Source organism: Vibrio sp. Isolate30 (genome assembly GCF_022397975.1).
Lineage (GTDB): Bacteria > Pseudomonadota > Gammaproteobacteria > Enterobacterales > Vibrionaceae > Vibrio > Vibrio fortis.
Map to the genome: position 1 here is coordinate 213,032 of NZ_JAKEUS010000001.1, position 18,913 is coordinate 231,944.

The window sequence follows — 18,913 nt, forward strand, 5'->3', positions numbered from 1 at the left end:
CTTCTAAACCGTGAGCTATCTAGACTGGGAAAATGAGGCCAGGGGGGACTGGCCTCGTTCACTCAGGAGCTTGACTTAAAGCTTCTTATTATCCGTTTAGAATCTTCAGAACATCCTCTGGATTAGTGGTGTTCTGTAAGCGTTCCACTGCTTCTTCGTCATCAAGTGAATTCGTGATAGCCATCAGTACCATGTTGTGCTCGTCACCTTGAGCTGCAATACCGATTACCATCTTCGCGATATCGTCTTCGTCTTCGCCCCATTGAATACCTTCTGGGTACTGACAGAATACGATGCCGGTTTTTTGTACGTGCTGTTTCGCTTCAATCGTGCCGTGTGGTACTGCGATAGACTCACCTAGGTAAGTAGAAACCAGTTCCTCACGAGCAAACATGCCATCAACATAAGCTGGTGCTACGTTGCCAAGTTTTACTAGTTGCTCACCAGCAAACTTAATCGCTTCATTCTTGTCTGTTGCTTTAAGACCAAGGAATACTGCATCGCTTGTTAGCGCTAGACCTTCTTCTTTAGACTCTTCTTGTGCTGCTGCTGCAGGCGCTGCTTTTGCTTCGCCGCTCTGTGCTTCAACAAGCTCTGCTACCAGGTTGTCGTATACCGCACCATCTAAGAAGTTGCTTAGAGACATATGCATTGCACCAGAAATGGTTTTGCGTGCACGGTCTGTTAAGTCTTTGTGTGTAATAACAATCTGTGAATCTGTTGGCAGGTTGTTAATCGCGTAGTTAGTTACTGTGATGTTTAGGCCTGCTGCATCCACTTTCTTACGTAGTAGACCTGCACCCATTGCACTTGAACCCATACCCGCGTCACATGCTACGTATACCGCTTTCACATCTGCTAGGTTGATGTCTGCACCTGTTGCTGCACCTTTAGAAGACGCTTTCATGTCTTTCATTTGTGCAGATGCTTTCTCTAGTGAATCTTCGTCGTCACCTTGTGCTGTTGTTTTAAGAAGAATTGACGCTACGACAAACGATACTGCTGTTGCTGCGATAACCGATAGAATCACACCGATGTAAGAACCTTTAGGTGTCATCAGTAGAATCGCGAAGATAGAACCTGGAGACGCTGGAGAGATTAGACCCGAGCTGAACATTACGTTAGTGAATACACCAGCCATACCACCTGCGATAACCGCTAGAATCAGACGTGGGTTCATTAGAACGTAAGGGAAGTAAATTTCGTGGATACCACCTAGGAAGTGGATGATAGAAGCACCCGCAGCAGACTGCTTCGCACTGCCTTTACCAAATACCATGTAAGCAAGTAGTAGACCTAGACCTGGACCTGGGTTCGCTTCGATTAGGAAGAAGATTGAACGACCGATCTCTTCAGACTGCTGAATACCTAGAGGAGAGAAGATACCGTGGTTGATCGCATTGTTTAGGAAAAGGATTTTCGCAGGCTCTACAAAGATAGATGCAAGAGGTAGTGCACCCGCTTCAACCATTGCGTTTACACCAGCCGCTAGCCCCCCAGAAAGTACTTTCACTGCAGGACCGATTGCAAGGAATGCAATGATTGCGCAGATCATACCGATGATACCAGCAGAGAAGTTATTCACGAGCATCTCGAAGCCGCTCTTCACTTTACCGTGAACAGCTTCATCGAATTTCTTGATTGCAATACCACCTAGTGGGCCAACAATCATCGCTCCCATGAACATTGGGATGTCCGTACCAACGATAACACCCATTGTTGTGATGGCACCAACAACCGCACCGCGGTCACCGCCAACCATTTTACCACCAGTGTAACCAATCAGTAGTGGCAGCAAGTAAGTGATCATTGGACCAACCATAGACGCTAACGTTTCGTTAGGAAGCCAACCAGTTGGAATGAATAGTGCAGTAATGAAACCCCACGCAATAAATGCGCCGATGTTTGGCATTACCATATTGGATAAGAAACGACCAAAGTTTTGAACCTTAATCTTAGCTTCTGGTGATAACATAGGTAGAACCCCGTAGTGTATTGGTTGGTCAAATGACCGAAAGTGTGTGCTCAAAAGTTGAGTAAAATCTAACACAAGATTTTAAAAACGCACGCTCACGCCAATTTAGTGATACAGATCACACAGAAAAAACAACAAGGAGTTATCAACGATGACTTTGATCACATATTTAAGGTGAATCTAAATTACAACCCAAAATAAATGAGATTAAGTCTCATTTAATGATGATTTAGATCACACTTTACCCCTGGAAGGTAAAAAATAATTAGTGATTTAAATCACACTTTAGGCAACACCACTCAATAAAGCATAGATTGCAGGCTAAAAACACAGCATACCAAGTCTAATTTATATGCATCAAAGTGACTTAAAATAGATATTATGTAATTTAATTACACAATTGTCGTGTAGGGACATTTAACTACTAATCAAAGTTACGGTTCTCATATCATCAGGTGTCTACTCTTCTTATGTACAATTAATGATATAAAGAGAACAACGAAATACATCGGATGCCGACGAATCAGAAGAGTGCCCCTTATGACATCAGATAAGCTATCAACATCAGCACTTGCCAAACTAAAAGGTCTAGAGCCCAAAGTTCTTTTTAACCAGTTAAAGAGTGCTGGCTATATTGTACGAAATGAGGATAAGTGGGTATTAACGGAACGTGGCGAAGCGTTCGGTGGAGAATATGTCGAGCACACAAAGTTCGGTCAATTTATCGTTTGGCCTGAAAACCTACTAATCGATACCGCTTCTACTGCTGGAACCACCCTTACAGCAACTCAGCTCGGTCAATCACTTCAACTCAGCGCTAAAAAGATCAATCTATTGCTCAATGAACTGGGTTGGATTCGCCGTGAAGATGATGGATGGCACGTAACGAACACGGGTTTAAAAGTGGGTGGTGAACAAAGAGAAGATAAAGTCAGCAATAATGTTTTTGTGGTTTGGCACGATACGGTGGCCAAGAACAAGCGCCTCAAACAATCTGTGGTTGAGTTTCTAGGTAAAGATGCGGAAAGCCATTCAACGGATGTCTCCTTTTCTAGCTTTAGACAGAAATTCGAAGCCAAGCACCGCACCTTAGATGGGCACTACGTTCGATCCAAGGGTGAACTCATTATCGATAACTGGCTTTATATGGCGGGAGTTGTGCATGCCTACGAGCGACCTCTCCCTATCGCAACTGAAATCGTCAGTGATTTCTATTTACCATCCGGTAAGGTCTATATCCAATTCTGGGGAAGTGACAAAGGCGCAACAGACGCCAAGCAAAAAGAGGCAACGCTGCAAGCTTATAAAGAGCACGGTTTTGACCTAATTGAAATCTATCCCGAGGATATTCCTAACCTCGATAGTGTGCTCCCTCCTCTATTAAGACAATTCGGCATTAAGGCCTATTAAACGACTCCACCCCCTCAGTAACACCAATAATCCAACCAAGCTCACATGATTATGGACAATTTAGTCCATAGTCATTTGAGATCTTCGCTATTTTTCTCTTACTTAAGTTCCTTTATCTTACACCCATCGATTTGAGCTACCGCAGATTCTCGATCATTGGGGCATGTTCGATGACCAGTTAGGTTGTCCGTTTATTGTTGACGTTACTGAACATTAAACCCTAAAACATTTATTCATATAGATACTAGGAGCCAACATGACTCATCCAATCATCAAAGATTTGAACACTCGCTACACTGCTAAAAAATACGATGCTGACAAACGCATCTCTGCGGAAGATATGGACATCATCAAAGAAGCGCTGCGTCTATCTGCGTCTTCTATTAACTCTCAGCCTTGGAAATTCATTATCATTGAGAGTGACGAAGCTAAACAACGCTTCCACGACACTTTTGAAAACATGCACCAGTTTAACCAACCGCATGCAAAAGAAGCGTCTCACACTATTCTTTTTGCTCACGATCCTAAGTTCACAAAAGAGAAATTTGCTAAGCGTGTAGATGCTGAAGTAAGTTCAGGCCACCTTCCAGCAGACATGTACGACATGTTCATGGGTGCTTACGCATTCGCAGACATGAATACAGACGAAGAAGGTTTCAACGGCAACTGGACTAAAGCTCAGGTTTACATTGCTTTGGGTAACATCCTACACACTCTAGCGCGTCTAGGTATTGCATCTACTCCAATGGAAGGTGTTGATTCTGCACTGATTGGTGAGAAGTTTGCTGAAGAGCTAGAAGGTCACGTTGTTGATGTAGCACTAGCAATTGGCTACCACAAAGATGGCGAAGACTATAACCACGGCCTGCCAAAAGCGCGCCTAGCATTAGAACAAGTTGTAGAGACCCTATAATTCGTCTCTAAGATACGATTATCGTTCACATAATCGCACTGCTTTATTTGGCCAGACACACGTCTGGCCTTTTTTGTGTCTGGAAAGAAATCAAACCGAACTAACGAAAACATTTCAATCATTCTTACCTCCCAACGTCGCTTACAACTCTCAAGTAAAAGGACGCATAGGAGTCATAAAGACCCAAAAACAAACCTAGTCAAAATGACACAAAACAAAAGAAACAATCAAAAACAATCAATATAAATCAACAGCTTAAAAAGTTGGCACAAGCGATGCACTGTAGACCTTAGAAACATTCATAGAAGGTAGTATCGTTATGACAATTCACGTTAAATCAAATGTCCATTGGGTTGGTATTCACGACTGGGAAACTGAGCACTTCCACGGCAAAGAGTACCATATGAATAAAGGGACAAGTTACAACTCGTACTTGATTCGTGAAGAGAAGACTGTGTTGGTTGACACGGTAGACCATAGATTTACTGATCAGTTCTTGGCAAACCTAGAGATGGAGATTGACCTCAATGAGATCGACTACATCATCTGTCAGCACGCTGAGGAGGATCACTCAGGGGCGCTCTCGGCGCTGCTAGCTAAAATTCCTAACACACCCGTTTATTGTACTGAAGCTGGCGTTAACTCCATCGTTGGTCACCACCACCAGCCCGACTGGAACTTCCGCACAGTGAAGACAGGTGACACGTTAGATATTGGTAACGGCAAACAGCTTATCTTCGTTGAAATGAAAATGCTGCACTGGCCTGACTCTATGGCGACCTATCTTACCGGTGATGAGGTGCTATTTAGTAATGACGCTTTTGGTCAGCACTACTGCGACGAGCGTCTATTTAACGACCAACTCGATCAAGTAGAGCTTCACGAGCAGTGTTTACGCTACTTCTCGAACATCCTGACGCCATTCGCCCCTCTGGTAAAAGCCAAGATAGAAGAAGTGCTGAGCCTTGGTGTACCGATCGATGTCATCGCCACCTCACACGGTTGCATCTGGCGTGACAACGCAACTCAGATTGTCGAACAGTATTATGAGTGGTCTAAAGCGTACAAAGAAGATCGCATCACCATTGTTTACGACACCATGTCGAACAATACTCGAATGATGGCCGATGCCATTGCCAAGGGTATTCGTCAGGGTAGCCCTAATACTGCGATTAAGGTCTTTAACATTTCGAAGCACGATAAGAATGACATTCTCGCTAACATCTTCCGATCTAAGGGGGTGCTCGTTGGCTCTTCGACTATGAATAACGTCATGATGCCCCAAATTGCAGCACTCCTTGAAGAGATGCATGGCCTGCGCTTCGCCGACAAAAAAGCTGCTGCTTTTGGTTCATCGGGTTGGACTGGTGGTGCCGTCAAACGTATCGACCATCGCTTACGTGAAGCAAACTTTGAGGTGAGCCCACCACAGCACATCCATTGGAAACCAGATACTGATGCTCTGCGTCAGTGTATTGATTACGGTGCGACTCTGGCCGAGGTCTGGAACCAAGATGAGTCATACAGCCAGCCTAAAGTAGTCGAGCCGCAAGCAACCAGATTAGAAGCATCGGACACGCAAACAGACGCACCTGACTCTGAAAAAGTTGAACAACCACTGCCACATGCCGACGACTGTACTTGTTGGCGCTGCACTGTTTGTGAGTGGGTTTACGATCCTAAACAGGGCGAGCCAAACCAAGATGTCGCTCCAGGCACACCTTGGGATCAAGTACCCGATGGCTTCCTATGCCCCGAATGCCACTTGGGCAAAGAAGTGTTTGTGGAGGTGTAACATGGCTCCCATCATTGTTATAGGCAGCGGTTTTGCTGCCTTACAAACCATCAAGATGATACGTAATAGTGACGCTGAACTTCCAATCACGGTGCTCACCGCAGACCAAGGGGTGGAATACAACAAACCAAGCCTGTCGCATGTGTTCAGTGAAAAGCAGTGCCCAAGCGATCTTGTCACGCATACGCCACAACAGCTTGAGCAAAAATACCGTGTATCCATGATCACCAATACACGAGTCACCTCACTCAACACTAATGATCGCACCCTGATCACAGAGCACTGTGAGCGTTATAGCTACTCGAAACTCGTATTGGCGACAGGCGCAAACACCTTTGTGCCACCAGCATTGGCAGAGCATCAAACCTCGCTATTAACCATGAACAGTTTGCAAGAGTTCACTCAAGGTCACGAAAGACTTCAAAAAGCCAATACCGTCGCGGTAATAGGGGGTGGACTTATAGGCGTCGAACTCGCTCTGGATCTGCAATCATCCGGTAAGGAAGTGACCATTGTCGAGCCTGCTCCAACGCTACTCGCAAGCTTACTCCCTAGGTTTATTGCAGGAGAGCTAGAAAACGCCCTAACTGACGCAGGTGTGCAAGTTAAGACGCGCTCGCAGATCACGCACATAACAGATAACGGACTAAACAAAACCTTGTCGCTTGATGTGCCGACATTCGCCTCAAATGAACAAAAGCAATCTATAGACGTCGATGAGCTGATCGTTGCAGCGGGGCTTAAACCCAATATCGCACTGGCTAAACAAGCCGGTATCGCTACTCAACGCGGCATTTTGGTTAATGAACAGATGCAGACTAGCGCACCGGATGTTTACGCGATTGGTGACTGCGCCGAGATAGAGGGGCAAATACGCGCTTACTTGCAACCGGCTATCTTATCGGCCAATGTGCTTGCGAAGCAGTTGATTGGGCAGCCGAGCAAGCTAGCCTTACCGCATATGATGACAAAAGTAAAAACGCCTAAGTACCCGATACTTTTTTCAGGAACCTTTGGAAAAGATGACCGTTGGGAGGCCAGCATCAAGTCTAATGGTATCGTAGCAAGGGCCTTTGACGACAACAGTAAAATGGTAGGCTTTGTGGTCACAGGTGAAGAGTCTTCCTCTTCTTTTGCGTTATTTCGTGAATTGCAAACGGCTTAACGCACAACAAGAGTCGAAAAGAAGAAAAAAATGGGCGGTTCAAACCCAAGCTGAACTGCCCAATAATTAACTCAAGAAGAGCGATTCCGAGTTACAAATCTAATGAACCTAAAAGGTAACACGGCTTACGCAATTATGGTGTAAGTGCTTGTAAGCTAGTCACTTAATAATCCCTTACTTTGTTACTGGCTTTGTATTTTAGCTACAAAAAAAGCTCCACGATTAACGTGGAGCTTTTCATTTAAGGGGCTTGTTTAATCACCAAGCAGATTAACCAATAAACGAAATGTAGCCTTGCAGGATGATCAAGTTAACGATATCGATGAAGAATGCACCCACAATCGGTACCACCATGAAAGCTTGTGGCGAAGGACCAAATCGATTCACCAATGAGCCCATATTCATCACTGCCGTTGGCGTTGCGCCCAAGCCAAAACCACAGTGACCACCAGACATTACCGCAGCATCGTAGTTTGAACCCATCACCTTGAACGTTACGAAGTACGAGAACAAACCAAGAACAACGGCTTGCACGGTCAAAATCACCAAGAATGGGATCGCCAGATCAAAGATGTTCCACAGCTTCAGGCTCATCAACGCCATTGCTAAGAACAGAGACAACGACACGGTACCCAGAATATCCACCGTTTCACTGTCTGTTTTGTGCAGCTTCGTCACTTCGAATACGTTGGTGATGAACACACCGATAAACAGTGCGTAAACAAAGTCTGGGATCATCAGCCACTTAATTTCAAAGGTCGATACCCACTGCTCTAAGTACTTAGCACCAGTAATACAGATAAGAAGGATAAACAGAACTTCAATCACCTTCTTGGCTGTTACTTTGTCTTCTTCATATTCGTTGTAGGTCACAAGCTCAGGGAAGCGTTCGTGGGTATGTGTGCCCGTACCGTACTCTGATTCAAGGCTGTTTTTGTCAATCAGTTTTTGTGCAACTGGGCTACCAATCAAACCACCGATGATCAGACCAAAGGTCGCCGAAGCCATCGCGATTTCTAGCGTATTGGCAATACCATAAGTATCCGCAAAGGTTTGAGACCAAGCCGCGCCTGTGCCATGACCACCCGACAGCGTAATTGAGCCTGCGATAAGACCCATTAGTGGATCTAACCCCAATCCAGTTGCCAAAGTGACGCCCACACCATTCTGAATAATGATGTATACCGATGCGACAGCAAGGAATAGAAATACCTTTGCACCGCCTTTCATCAACTGGGTGTAGTTCGCGGCTAGGCCAACCGTTGCGAAAAACATCAACATAAATGTGTTTTGCAACGGTAGAGAGAACTCTAAATCAATGCCGTTGAAATGAAGACCTGTGATTGCAAGCGCGACAAGCAAGCCACCAACAATGGGCTCTGGGATATTGTACTTTTTAAGAACTGGGAGCTTCGCGTTAACAAAATGACCTAGAAACAAAACGCTTATCGCGATTAGGAAAGATTCTAGTGGCCCTATTGAAATTAAATGATTCATATCACCTCTATATTTTTACGTTCCTCATCTTCCCTAATGAGTCTAGTTTTATCTGTAGTTTTTGGTGCTGCTCTACCTGTGTTTATGCAAATGGTGAGATAGTGAGTTTATAAAACGCTCCACAATAGAGCGAAAGACAACCAAGATGTTAGTCCTAGGTCAAATTTGACGAGGTTTAGGGTGTTTTGTGACCATAATCACCTCGAAAATTCACGACAACATTTGGTAACTTTTAGTATTAACCATCGTTCTGGAAACCTAAAAAAGCAAAAAGGAGCTATTAATAGCTCCTCTTTCATTACCAGCTTTGGCAATTAGAATTTTTTCGGTGCGTAACCAGTCATAACCTCTAGACGAAGCTCTTTGCCGATCTTTGTCATTGGGTGAACAACTACAAGTCCCTTTACAGACTTTTTCAGTTTGCCCATATCCGCTTGCTCAGCTTTGGTAATTTCACGGCTAAAAGGCATATCTAGCAGTGCTTTACGCTCTTTGTTTACGTCGTAGCTTTGCTTGTGTTTCAGCTGTGCAATTTTCTTGGTTAGCTTTTTAATTTCGTCTTCAAATTGACGAACAACGGGACGATCATTACGAGCCTTAGCAGCCGCTAACTTGTGGCGACACTTGTCTAGACGGTTGTTAATTTGTTGAAGTTCGTTTTTAGCACTCATAATAATTTCCTAAAATTAAGCAAGCCAATGCGGATTGGGGCGCGGAGTATAGCACAAGGGTTGACTCGAACCGAAATTTATCTGCTAAATACACACCAAGCTAAATATAGCCTACACTCACAAACGATCGTTAGACTCTAAATTTCGACACTAGAGCTCAAAAACAGAACAATAGGAAGTGAATATGCAAGCCATCAGGAAGACTGTGACTCTCGGTTTTATGACATGTGCGCTACTTGCCACCCCTTATGCGTCATCAGAAACGCGACTCCCTGATAACATCACCATCGAATATCTAAAGCCCACCGGCCAACAAGACTCGAACATTAAAAAAGCCATTCAAGATAGTGAGGTTAACGACACACTTATGGCATTGTCAGAGCAACTGTTTCCATTCAAGACGCCGTTGGTGATTCGATATGGTGGAAATGAAGGCCCAATGTATGACCCAAGTACGCATGTCGTTCATATGCCATACACCTTCTACGCAGAGTCGGCGAACTACTACCGTAAAAACAAATATCAAGAGAAGTATGACAAGTCACCTGAAGCGGGAGCCGTCGATACTTTGCTGCATACACTTCTGCATGAAGCAGCCCATGCTTACATCTACGATCACAAGATACCGGTATTAGGCAAAGAGGAAGATGCCGCGGACAACTTTGCGACTCTCATGTTGATTGATTACATTGAACATGGTGCTGACGCGGCAATCAGTGCAGCCGATCTATTCGCTTATGAGTCAGATGATCGACCTGAATACTACGATATGGGGGACTATATCGACGAGCACAGCTTCGATCTCCAACGTTACTTTTCGACACTCTGCCTCGTTTACGGCAGCGATCCAGAAAGTCACAGCAATCTGTTAGATGAAGTTGAAAATGACTACTTAAAAGATCGCAAAGAATTTTGTATCGAAAACTACGACACTCTAAGCACCAATTGGCATCACTATTTAACCACCCCAACAGACAATTAAATTCATCACATTAAGTATCAAACCAATAAGCCTTGAGCGACGTGTTTGACGCTCAAGGCTATCAAAGATGCACAAGCTATTAGTAACGTTTAGACATTGATTTTATATTTTAGGTCTTGGGCTTCATCGCCCGTCATACCGCGAAAGCCCCAGCAGTGTGACGGCTGCTCTTTAATGGTGATCTCGATATCAATAGGTGACAACCCCAACTGTCGTTCAACCTCACTGAAAATGGTCTTGATGAGTCGCTTTTTCGTCCCCACCGTGCGCCCTTCCATCATGTTGATCTCAATAACCGTATAAGCCTCAGTACGACCTTGAGGGAAGAAGAAATCTTCTTTATCTAAAGGGACAAAACGGTGCGCTCGTTTATCGTCAGGTAAGCCTAACTCTCGGTTTAAGCACTGCTGTAATACGTCTGACAACTGTTGCTTAATCGGGTTTATGTGTTCCTTAATTCCATAAATTACAATCATGACCATTCCTTGGATTTCGATGATTTGAGTACGTTCAACGAGTTCTATAACTATGCTACGAGTCTGTATCAACCACATCACACATACTACGCAATAATCTCTGTAAAAGAGAGTGTCATTGCTTCTTTTCTAGACAGCTCTAACAGAATGCTCGATGGCCAGTCATTCTCCATGAACTGAAGACTATGGCTGTTTGATCGAAAATAAATAGCCCAGCGTATACCAATAACAACCTCTCTTTCAGCACTACGGATGATTAAGAAAGAGCATCTTTATTATTTATTGGGGCAGGCTTTCAATGGAAACAAAAACTGACTACGCAATCTTCCCATTGCCACTCTTCATTCTCCCCGGCGGTCGACAACGCCTGAGAATTTTTGAGCAAAAATATCTCACCATGGTAGCGCAAGCTGCTCAAGGGGACGGTTTCGTCATTGCAACTCACGACAATCGCAACAACAGCCCACTCAAAGACTGGGGCACTAAGGTAAAAATTGTCGACTTCAATCTGTCTGACGACAAGCTACTCGAGATCGACGTAGAAGGTGAGTACTTGGTAAAGCTATTCAACGCTCGAAGAGATGAAACAGGACTCTTGAAAGGCGATTTTGAGACCCTTCCTCACTGGCCAAGTCTGGACTGCCAGCTTCCTCCTGTGTTTAGCGATTTTTTAGTGCAGCTATTCAGAGAGCATGATGCGATCCGAGAACTCTACCCCAATACGAATTTTGAAGACCCACAGTGGATTTGTGCTCGACTTCTGGAAGTCATGCCGCTACCGATAGAAAAGAAAATACGCTTTACCTCTCCATCAAGTTTTCCTGCGCTGGTTCCTTTTTTAAATCAGATAATTACTGGGCAAGAATAACAAATAATTTTTTTCTTTTTGTTTGATCCAAACATCACTTTCTTCCGTATTACTCCTCAAACCCGGATGAAGGTTAGTCTATTATGCAATTAGGTAAAGTAAAAAACGAAAAAGCCAAGGAGTCTGTCATCGTACCCGACAGTAAAGTGCCGCCAGAGTTATCCAGCTGGCTAGTTTTAGTTGCATCTCATCGAGACAAGCAAGCGTTCACACGCCTGTTTCAGTTTTTCGCACCCAAAATCAAACGTTTCGGCATCAATAAGTTGGGGAGTGAAGCCTCTGCCAATGAATTGGTCCAAGACACAATGACCAACGTTTGGAAAAAAGCGCACCTCTACAATAGCGAGAAAGGTGCTGCGACAACTTGGGTCTACACGGTAATGCGCAACGCAGCATTCGACACGTTACGTAAGGTCAAAGCAAAGGCCGAGCAAAACATCGCTGATGACATTTGGCCCATCGATGCGGCTTTATCTGAAGCGAGCGATGACGAAAGCGAGTACAGCGATCATTTAATGAGTCGACACGTTCGCAATCAAATAGACAAATTGCCACCCGCGCAGAGAACCATCGTTGAAGGGGTTTATTATCAAGAGCTGTCTCAAGAACAATTGGCGCAGCAACTCGGAGTGCCTCTCGGCACAGTGAAATCAAGACTGAGACTCGCACTCGCCAAGTTGAAGCTTCATATGGGAGAACAGAACCATGATTAAACATCACCCAACTGCGGAAATACTCAAAGACTTCGCCACTGGTGAACTTCCAGACTCTCTCTCTTTGATCGTATCGAGCCATGTAGAGATGTGTGAACAGTGCCAAGCCGAAGTTATGCGTCTAACCGAGCTCGCTGCATCCGATAGTTTTGGTTCAGATGAAATCATCGCTGATGAGCTAATTGAAAATCAGGTTAATGCGGTTTTACATGGCAATGATGACATTAATTCTGCCGAGTTCGACATGAGCTTAATTGACAGCATCACTGCGGATGAACAACTCGACGTCGTTGTTGCGAGTGAAGAACGCTCACCACAACGAATAAAAGTCGCCGATACAGAATTCGAATTACCACGTGCTCTAAACCAAGTGGTGAGAAAAGACTGGCTTAACCTAGGCAAGATCTCACGAGCTCGACTCGAATTTGAAGATGGCGATCATCACACCAGTCTTCTGCACATCGACAAAGAGGGTGCCGTACCTTGCCATACCCACAAAGGCTTTGAGATCACCCTGCTTTTAGAAGGCAGTTTTGAAGACGAAATGGGTGAATACCATAAAGGCGATTTCATCTGGTTGGATGGTGAACATACTCATCAACCTTTCACTAAGGAAGGATGTGTATGTCTGACGGTGTCAAGCGATGCTCTATACTTTACAAAAGGTGTGAGTCAGTTATTTAACCCAATTGGCAAATTCATTTATTAATGATTGAAACAAGTTAATAAACACACCATCTTATATACAACGTCTTGAGTAATGTTTAAAAGGATTTGACCTATGAACAAAAAAATAAAAATCGGCATCAGCGCTTGTGTTGCAGGACACAAAGTTAGATTCGATACGGGTCATAAACGCTCTCGTTTCTGTACCGACGACCTAGCCGACTACGTTGAGCTAGAGCCAGTGTGTCCAGAGATGGGAGTCGGGCTTCCAACGCCCCGCCCTACGATTCGCCAAACCAGAATGTTGGATGATGTGATTCACGTGTCTCGTCCAGACGGTACTGGCGACGTCACCAACGAGCTCATTGAATATGGGCAAAACTATGCGAAAAATAACGAGCATATTGCCGGTTTTATTGTGTGCCAAAAAAGCCCGACATGCGGCATGGAGCGCGTAAAAGTGTACCATCACCACGGCCGTGGCTCTGAATCGACAGGCATTGGTATGTTCACCAAACAGTTGATGGACCATAACCCGCTGCTACCGATAGAAGAGAACGGTCGACTAAATGATCCGATTCTTCGCGAGAACTTCATGACTCGCGTGTTCACATACCAGAAGTGGCTCGATTTGGTCGATGAAGGCATTACCAAGCACAAACTTATCCAATTCCACAGTGCGCACAAGTACCTTGTAATGTGCCACCACGTCGAAGGCTATAAAGAGCTCGGCAAACTGTTAGGTGAAAGTGATCTGGAAATTAACGAGCTCGCTGAACGCTATATCGAAGGGCTAATGACAGCGCTGCAACATCACGCCAATCGTGGTACGCATGCCAATACACTTCAGCATTTGCAAGGCTACTTCAAAAAGCAGCTTAGCAGTACGCACAAGAAAGAGCTGTCACGCCAAATCAATGATTTCCGTGAGGGTGTTATCCCGTTATTGGTGCCTCTAACGCTGATCAATCACTACTTGATGGAGTACCCGAACGAGTACTTACAATCACAAGTTTATCTGAACCCGCACCCACAAGAACTTAAGTTGAGATACGGATATTGAGCACTCTACTCTGGATACGACGCGACCTGCGCGTTCATGACAATCCAGCTTTGATCTCTGCAATTGAAAACGGCGCTACCCACGCCGTTTTTATTTCTACACCTAAACAGTGGCAGCAACACCACTTAGCACCGATTAAAGCGGACTTTATTTATCGTCACTTAACTTTGCTTTCGGAGCAGCTCGCCTCGTTGGGCGTTGAGCTTGTTCATTTAAAAGCAACCGATTTTACCGACCAAGCAAGCACTCTTGCCAATTACTGCCACGCGCATAGCATTACCGAAGTGGTTGCCAACTCTGAGCCAGAAGTAGACGAGCAGCAGAGAGACGAAGCGGTTCGCGATCTCGGTATCACGTTGACCATCTTTGATTGCGACACCATAGTTCCTGTTGGGCGAGTTCTCAACCAACAAGGGGAAATGTTCAAGGTGTTTACCCCTTTCAAAAAGGCTTGGCTCAAATACGTTCAAGGCGCTGGTATTGAATGCGCCCACTATCCGAAAGTTGCGTCAGAAAACGCACAACCCAAACTAGACACCTTATCCAGAGAGTACGATTTTGACTTCCCAAGGGAGGACTCCTCCCGCTGGCCGTTAGTCGACAATGTACTGGGTCAAGTCGTACCGCAATTTCTCGCTGAGAAGCTTTATCACTATGCAGAGAATCGAGATATCCCATCAATAAAAGGGACCTCTGGGCTTTCACCCTATCTTGCCATTGGCGCTATCAGCCCACGCTGGTTAGCCATTCAACTGATTCAAGAACACCCGGAACTTTTGGTCGATACTCAATGTGCTGAGTTTTCTTGGCTCAACGAACTTATCTGGCGTGATTTTTATAAGCACCTGATATTTCACCACCCAAGGTTGGTTAAGGGTGAAAACTTCCAAGAGAAATACAACGGCCTCACTTGGCACAACAATCAAAATGACTTCCAGCGTTGGTGTGAAGGCAAAACCGGCTACCCATTGGTGGACGCTGCCATGCGCCAATTGCTCGAAACGGGGTGGATGCATAACCGCCTGCGAATGGTAGTTGCCAGCTTCTTAACCAAACACCTGTTAATAGACTGGCGTTGGGGCGAGCGCTTCTTTATGGAGCATCTTATTGACGGTGATTACAGTGCCAACAATGGTGGATGGCAGTGGGCTGCGAGCACCGGCTGTGATGCACAACCTTACTTTCGAATTTTCAACCCGATCACGCAGAGTGAAAAGTTTGATCCTAAAGGAGTTTTCATCCGTAAATATCTTCCAGAGCTGCAAAACATTCCCGATAAAGACGTGCATTTCCCGCACACATTCATCGCTAAGAGTGGACAAAACAGTAGTTATTGGGGACCTGTCGTTGAGCACAAAGAAGCACGATTAAGGGCCCTAGATTTTTATAAATAGCACGACAGATGGAAGTGAGAGTGAACCCATGGAAAATTCACGATGGCTAGATAATTTTCTTGATATGTATAGGCAGCTGGGTACTGAAGACTTTGGTGCACTCCAAGATGTATACCACCAAAACGTCCTATTCAAAGATCCACTTCATCAAGTAGATGGGCTAAACGCACTTACCCGTTACTTTGAGAACATTTACACCAATGTAGCCAGTTGCCACTTTACTATTGTCAGTACATTTGAATCGGGTGAGGAAGCAGCTGTCTATTGGTCGATGGAGTTTACACACAAGCAACTCAATGGACGCAAGCCTATCACCGTTGAAGGGCACTCTCATTTAAAGATGAAAGACGATCTGGTGATTTATCATCGAGATTATCTTGATGTGGGCTCCATGCTCTATGAGCACATCCCAGTTCTTGGCTGTGCGATCAAATCCATCAAGCGAAGAGCGAGTCAATAGCATGAGAATCCTCATTACAGGTGCTACCTCAGGCATCGGTCGCGATTTAGCAATCAAATATGCTCAGCTCGGGCACTCCGTTATCGCCTGTGGTCGCAGCCAAGACAAACTCGATTCATTAACGAGCGAACACAGCAGTATCGAACCACTGTGTTTTGATCTTTTGGATTACGAAAACTATCCGAACATCGATTCAGATAGAGGTCTCGATATGGTCATCTTGAACGCAGGTGATTGCGAATACATCGATGACCCCATTAATTTTGACGCAAAGCTGCTTGAACGAGTGATAAACATCAACTTGGTTTCCATCGGTTATGCGTTAGAAGCTTGGCTTAAATCTATTAAGCCCGGAGGGAGAGTTGTCTTAGTAAGTTCCAGTGCAGGGTTCTTGCCGCTACCAAGAGCAGAAGCCTATGGCGCTTCTAAAGCTGCACTCACTTATTTAGGCCGAACGCTCGCCGTCGACCTCGCAGCACACAATATCCACGTATCTCTCGTTCACCCTGGCTTTGTTGACACCCCACTAACTGAGCGAAACACGTTCTCTATGCCTATGATTATAAGTAGTGAACAAGCCGTTCAAAGAATCATCAGTGGACTCGAACAAGGAAAGAGCGAAATAGATTTCCCTCGCAGGTTTATCTTCATCATGAAGTGTCTGCGATTTTTACCTCAGTCGGTTTGGCATAAGCTTGCCTCAAGGATGGTATAACAATGAAAAAAATTGCCATTATTGGCTCCGGAATCTCCGGACTCACTTGCGCACACGTATTAGATAAACACCACGACGTCACGGTTTTTGAGAAAAATGATTACGTGGGTGGGCACACCGCCACCGTCGATATTGAACACCAAGGCAAGGCATTTTGTATCGACACAGGTTTTATTGTTTTCAATGATCGCACCTACCCCAACTTCAACAAACTGCTAGAGCAGCTTGGCGTCGATCGCCAAGAGACAGAAATGAGCTTCAGCGTTCATAACACTGGCACTCAGTTTGAATACAATGGTCACAGCATCAACTCGCTGTTTGCCCAACGAAGCAATATCTTCAAGCCACAGTTTTGGACCCTGATTCTCGAGATCATCAAATTCAATAAGCTGTGTAAAGAACGCTTTCAAAACAATCAGTTTACCGAGGATGAAACCCTAGGCGACTTCCTCAATCACTACCGTTTTTCCGACTTTTTCAGCCAGCACTATATACTGCCTATGGGTGCCGCTATTTGGTCGACAAGCTTGGAAGAGATGGAGCAGTTTGAGCTTAAGTTCTTTATCCAATTCTTCTTCAACCACGGGTTACTCGATATCACCAACAGGCCGCAGTGGTACGTGATTCCAAAAGGCTCACGCTCCTATGTCGACGTTATCCTATCTCGCTTATCTAAACCCGTTCAGCTCAACAGCCACATCAAACAGGTGACCCGCTACGAAAGCGAAGTTGCCATTGAATTTGAATCCGGTGATGTAGAAACATTTGATGAAGTGATCTTCGCTTGTCACTCTGATCAAGCACTGGCGCTATTAGGCGACGCCACAGAACAAGAGCAAGCGGTGTTGGGTGAAATCCCATACAGTCTTAACGAAGTGGTGCTTCACACAGACACCAAGCTGTTACCAGACCGTAAGCTTGCATGGGCAAGTTGGAACTATATGTTAGATGGCAACAGCCAACGACCAGCTTGTGTTACCTATAACATGAACATTCTGCAAGGCATTGAAGACGAAACCACCTTCTGCGTCACCCTCAACCAGAGTGAAGCCATCAACCCGGATAAGATCATTCGTCAGTTTATTTATCATCACCCAGTACTCAACTCCAACACCGTTCAGGCACAACAGCAGCGTGAAACCATGTGCGGGCACAATCGCACTCACTTTGCTGGTGCTTATTGGTATAACGGATTCCATGAGGATGGCGTGCGCAGCGCTCTCGACGTCACCAAGCGCTTTGGATTAGGGCTATGAGTACGGCAACTCGCCATTTCGATGAAAACACAGAGCGCAGTGGTATCTACTGGGGCAATGTAAGGCACCGCCGTTTTGGTGCCATTACCCACGAGTTTAGTTATCAGCTCTATATGATGGGCCTCGATTTGGACGAGGTCGAGCAAACAACCGCGCGCAGCTTTGTATTCGGGACTCGTTGGTTCAACCCAATCCGATTTGTTGAGTCAGATTATGTGCCCGAAAAAACCTTCGACGGAGATAAGACATCAAATACTTATGAATCGCAAAACAGCGACCAAACGTTAAACCGTAGTGAACCAAAATCTCTAAAGCAGCGTATAGCACTCAAAGTGAAATTACTGGGCGGGCATTGGAGCGAATCTAACCGCGTCACTATGCTCGCACAGTGCCGTTGTTTCGGAATTTATTTCAGCCCAATCAACTGCTTCTTTTGCTTTGATGAAAACTTGGAGTGCCGTTACATGCTTGCAGAGGTTAGCAACACGCCTTGGCGCAAACGACACTACTATTTGATCGATATGCAGCAAGAATTGAAGGCAAAGAAAGATTTCCATGTGTCACCGTTTATGGATTTAGACATGACTTATCACTGGAAGATTAAGCCTCCATCTCGCCGCACTTTAGTCCATATTGAGAATCACAGGGACGAACAATACCCCGGAGACAAAAAGGTGTTTGACGCAACACTGGCATTAGAGAAACAACCGATGACTGTCAGTGGTATCCGACAAACGCTAATGCGAACTCCGGCTATGACCGTTAAGGTTGTGCTAGGCATTTATTACCAAGCTTTGAAACTGTTCATCAAAAAGGTGCCCTTTATCTCGCACCCAGACTCAGTCTCTAAGCCACCACAATACAAGAATTAACTAAGACGAGAATTTTCTCAGC

18 protein-coding genes are annotated in these 18,913 nt (G+C 45.0%); 14 read left to right on the forward strand and 4 right to left on the reverse strand.

What is annotated here, in order from left to right:
• Positions 1-88: 88 nt before the first annotated feature.
• On the reverse strand, positions 89-1,975 hold the full coding sequence (locus L1D60_RS00990) for a PTS mannitol transporter subunit IICBA (RefSeq protein ID WP_239839318.1): 1,887 nt from the start codon (positions 1,973-1,975) through the stop codon (positions 89-91).
• A gap of 540 nt (positions 1,976-2,515) precedes the next feature.
• Here L1D60_RS00990 and L1D60_RS00995 point away from each other — a divergent pair.
• The 4 genes from L1D60_RS00995 to norW all read left to right on the forward strand — a co-directional run bounded on the left by L1D60_RS00995 (position 2,516) and on the right by norW (position 7,258).
• Positions 2,516-3,385 (forward strand): glycerol kinase, encoded by an 870-nt coding sequence (locus L1D60_RS00995; protein WP_239839319.1) that lies wholly within the window; start codon positions 2,516-2,518, stop codon positions 3,383-3,385.
• 256 nt (positions 3,386-3,641) lie between these two features.
• Positions 3,642-4,298, forward strand: a complete 657-nt coding sequence (locus L1D60_RS01000; protein ID WP_239839320.1) for a nitroreductase family protein — start codon at positions 3,642-3,644, stop codon at positions 4,296-4,298.
• Positions 4,299-4,617: 319 nt separating this feature from the next.
• Positions 4,618-6,093 (forward strand): anaerobic nitric oxide reductase flavorubredoxin, encoded by a 1,476-nt coding sequence (gene norV / locus L1D60_RS01005; protein ID WP_239839321.1) that lies wholly within the window; start codon positions 4,618-4,620, stop codon positions 6,091-6,093.
• 1 nt (position 6,094) lies between these two features.
• Positions 6,095-7,258 (forward strand): NADH:flavorubredoxin reductase NorW, encoded by a 1,164-nt coding sequence (gene norW, locus L1D60_RS01010; RefSeq protein WP_239839322.1) that lies wholly within the window; start codon positions 6,095-6,097, stop codon positions 7,256-7,258.
• Between the two features lie 270 nt (positions 7,259-7,528).
• Here norW and gltS read toward each other — a convergent pair whose 3' ends face one another.
• Both gltS and L1D60_RS01020 read right to left on the reverse strand, forming a co-directional pair.
• On the reverse strand, positions 7,529-8,755 hold the full coding sequence (gltS, locus tag L1D60_RS01015) for a sodium/glutamate symporter (RefSeq protein WP_239839323.1): 1,227 nt from the start codon (positions 8,753-8,755) through the stop codon (positions 7,529-7,531).
• Between the two features lie 314 nt (positions 8,756-9,069).
• Positions 9,070-9,426 (reverse strand): YibL family ribosome-associated protein, encoded by a 357-nt coding sequence (locus tag L1D60_RS01020; RefSeq protein ID WP_032553629.1) that lies wholly within the window; start codon positions 9,424-9,426, stop codon positions 9,070-9,072.
• 184 nt (positions 9,427-9,610) lie between these two features.
• Between L1D60_RS01020 and L1D60_RS01025 the strand changes: the two genes are divergently transcribed.
• Entirely contained in the window at positions 9,611-10,408 is a 798-nt protein-coding gene (locus tag L1D60_RS01025; RefSeq protein WP_239839324.1) for a DUF4344 domain-containing metallopeptidase, read from the forward strand.
• A gap of 89 nt (positions 10,409-10,497) precedes the next feature.
• Here the strand turns inward: L1D60_RS01025 and L1D60_RS01030 are convergent, their stop codons facing one another.
• Positions 10,498-10,884, reverse strand: coding sequence for a tautomerase family protein (locus L1D60_RS01030; protein ID WP_239839325.1), 387 nt, complete (start codon positions 10,882-10,884; stop codon positions 10,498-10,500).
• A gap of 298 nt (positions 10,885-11,182) precedes the next feature.
• On the opposite strand from L1D60_RS01030, the gene L1D60_RS01035 reads away from it, so the two are divergent.
• The 9 genes from L1D60_RS01035 to L1D60_RS01075 all read left to right on the forward strand — a co-directional run bounded on the left by L1D60_RS01035 (position 11,183) and on the right by L1D60_RS01075 (position 18,891).
• A complete protein-coding gene (locus tag L1D60_RS01035; RefSeq protein WP_239839326.1) occupies positions 11,183-11,752 on the forward strand; it encodes an LON peptidase substrate-binding domain-containing protein in 570 nt (189 codons plus the stop codon).
• Between the two features lie 83 nt (positions 11,753-11,835).
• On the forward strand, positions 11,836-12,465 hold the full coding sequence (locus tag L1D60_RS01040) for a sigma-70 family RNA polymerase sigma factor (protein ID WP_239839327.1): 630 nt from the start codon (positions 11,836-11,838) through the stop codon (positions 12,463-12,465).
• Positions 12,458-13,174, forward strand: a complete 717-nt coding sequence (locus tag L1D60_RS01045; RefSeq protein WP_239839328.1) for a ChrR family anti-sigma-E factor — start codon at positions 12,458-12,460, stop codon at positions 13,172-13,174. The genes L1D60_RS01040 and L1D60_RS01045 overlap by 8 nt, the downstream gene beginning before the upstream one ends.
• Before the next feature lie 72 nt (positions 13,175-13,246).
• Positions 13,247-14,194 carry a DUF1722 domain-containing protein gene (locus tag L1D60_RS01050; RefSeq protein WP_239839329.1) on the forward strand — a complete coding sequence of 316 codons (948 nt, stop codon included), beginning with the start codon at positions 13,247-13,249 and terminating at the stop codon, positions 14,192-14,194.
• The gene (gene phrB, locus L1D60_RS01055) at positions 14,191-15,588 is read left to right on the forward strand and encodes a deoxyribodipyrimidine photo-lyase (RefSeq protein WP_239839330.1); all 1,398 of its coding nucleotides are present in this window, start codon (positions 14,191-14,193) and stop codon (positions 15,586-15,588) included. Before L1D60_RS01050 ends, phrB begins: the two co-directional genes overlap by 4 nt.
• Positions 15,589-15,616: 28 nt before the next feature.
• Complete coding sequence (locus tag L1D60_RS01060; RefSeq protein WP_239839331.1) at positions 15,617-16,048, forward strand: nuclear transport factor 2 family protein; 432 nt, start codon at positions 15,617-15,619, stop codon at positions 16,046-16,048.
• Between the two features lies 1 nt (position 16,049).
• On the forward strand, positions 16,050-16,763 hold the full coding sequence (locus L1D60_RS01065; RefSeq protein WP_239839332.1) for an SDR family NAD(P)-dependent oxidoreductase: 714 nt from the start codon (positions 16,050-16,052) through the stop codon (positions 16,761-16,763).
• Between the two features lie 2 nt (positions 16,764-16,765).
• A complete protein-coding gene (locus L1D60_RS01070; protein WP_239839333.1) occupies positions 16,766-18,019 on the forward strand; it encodes an FAD-dependent oxidoreductase in 1,254 nt (417 codons plus the stop codon).
• Positions 18,016-18,891, forward strand: coding sequence for a DUF1365 domain-containing protein (locus L1D60_RS01075; protein ID WP_239839334.1), 876 nt, complete (start codon positions 18,016-18,018; stop codon positions 18,889-18,891). Before L1D60_RS01070 ends, L1D60_RS01075 begins: the two co-directional genes overlap by 4 nt.
• Positions 18,892-18,913: the final 22 nt, after the last annotated feature.

Excerpts from the sequence above, each read along its gene's own strand:
- L1D60_RS01065 (WP_239839332.1), top strand. The coding sequence starts at position 16,050 with ATGAGAATCCTCATTACAGGTGCTACCTCAGGCATCGGTCGCGATTTA.
- L1D60_RS01035 (WP_239839326.1), top strand. The coding sequence starts at position 11,183 with ATGGAAACAAAAACTGACTACGCAATCTTCCCATTGCCACTCTTCATT.
- L1D60_RS01025 (WP_239839324.1), top strand. The coding sequence starts at position 9,611 with ATGCAAGCCATCAGGAAGACTGTGACTCTCGGTTTTATGACATGTGCG.
- L1D60_RS01075 (WP_239839334.1), top strand. The coding sequence starts at position 18,016 with ATGAGTACGGCAACTCGCCATTTCGATGAAAACACAGAGCGCAGTGGT.
- L1D60_RS01070 (WP_239839333.1), top strand. The coding sequence starts at position 16,766 with ATGAAAAAAATTGCCATTATTGGCTCCGGAATCTCCGGACTCACTTGC.
- L1D60_RS01030 (WP_239839325.1), bottom strand. The coding sequence starts at position 10,884 with ATGATTGTAATTTATGGAATTAAGGAACACATAAACCCGATTAAGCAA.
- L1D60_RS01040 (WP_239839327.1), top strand. The coding sequence starts at position 11,836 with ATGCAATTAGGTAAAGTAAAAAACGAAAAAGCCAAGGAGTCTGTCATC.
- L1D60_RS00995 (WP_239839319.1), top strand. The coding sequence starts at position 2,516 with ATGACATCAGATAAGCTATCAACATCAGCACTTGCCAAACTAAAAGGT.
- L1D60_RS00990 (WP_239839318.1), bottom strand. The coding sequence starts at position 1,975 with ATGTTATCACCAGAAGCTAAGATTAAGGTTCAAAACTTTGGTCGTTTC.
- L1D60_RS01050 (WP_239839329.1), top strand. The coding sequence starts at position 13,247 with ATGAACAAAAAAATAAAAATCGGCATCAGCGCTTGTGTTGCAGGACAC.
- L1D60_RS01045 (WP_239839328.1), top strand. The coding sequence starts at position 12,458 with ATGATTAAACATCACCCAACTGCGGAAATACTCAAAGACTTCGCCACT.
- L1D60_RS01060 (WP_239839331.1), top strand. The coding sequence starts at position 15,617 with ATGGAAAATTCACGATGGCTAGATAATTTTCTTGATATGTATAGGCAG.
- norW (WP_239839322.1), top strand. The coding sequence starts at position 6,095 with ATGGCTCCCATCATTGTTATAGGCAGCGGTTTTGCTGCCTTACAAACC.
- L1D60_RS01000 (WP_239839320.1), top strand. The coding sequence starts at position 3,642 with ATGACTCATCCAATCATCAAAGATTTGAACACTCGCTACACTGCTAAA.
- L1D60_RS01020 (WP_032553629.1), bottom strand. The coding sequence starts at position 9,426 with ATGAGTGCTAAAAACGAACTTCAACAAATTAACAACCGTCTAGACAAG.
- norV (WP_239839321.1), top strand. The coding sequence starts at position 4,618 with ATGACAATTCACGTTAAATCAAATGTCCATTGGGTTGGTATTCACGAC.
- gltS (WP_239839323.1), bottom strand. The coding sequence starts at position 8,755 with ATGAATCATTTAATTTCAATAGGGCCACTAGAATCTTTCCTAATCGCG.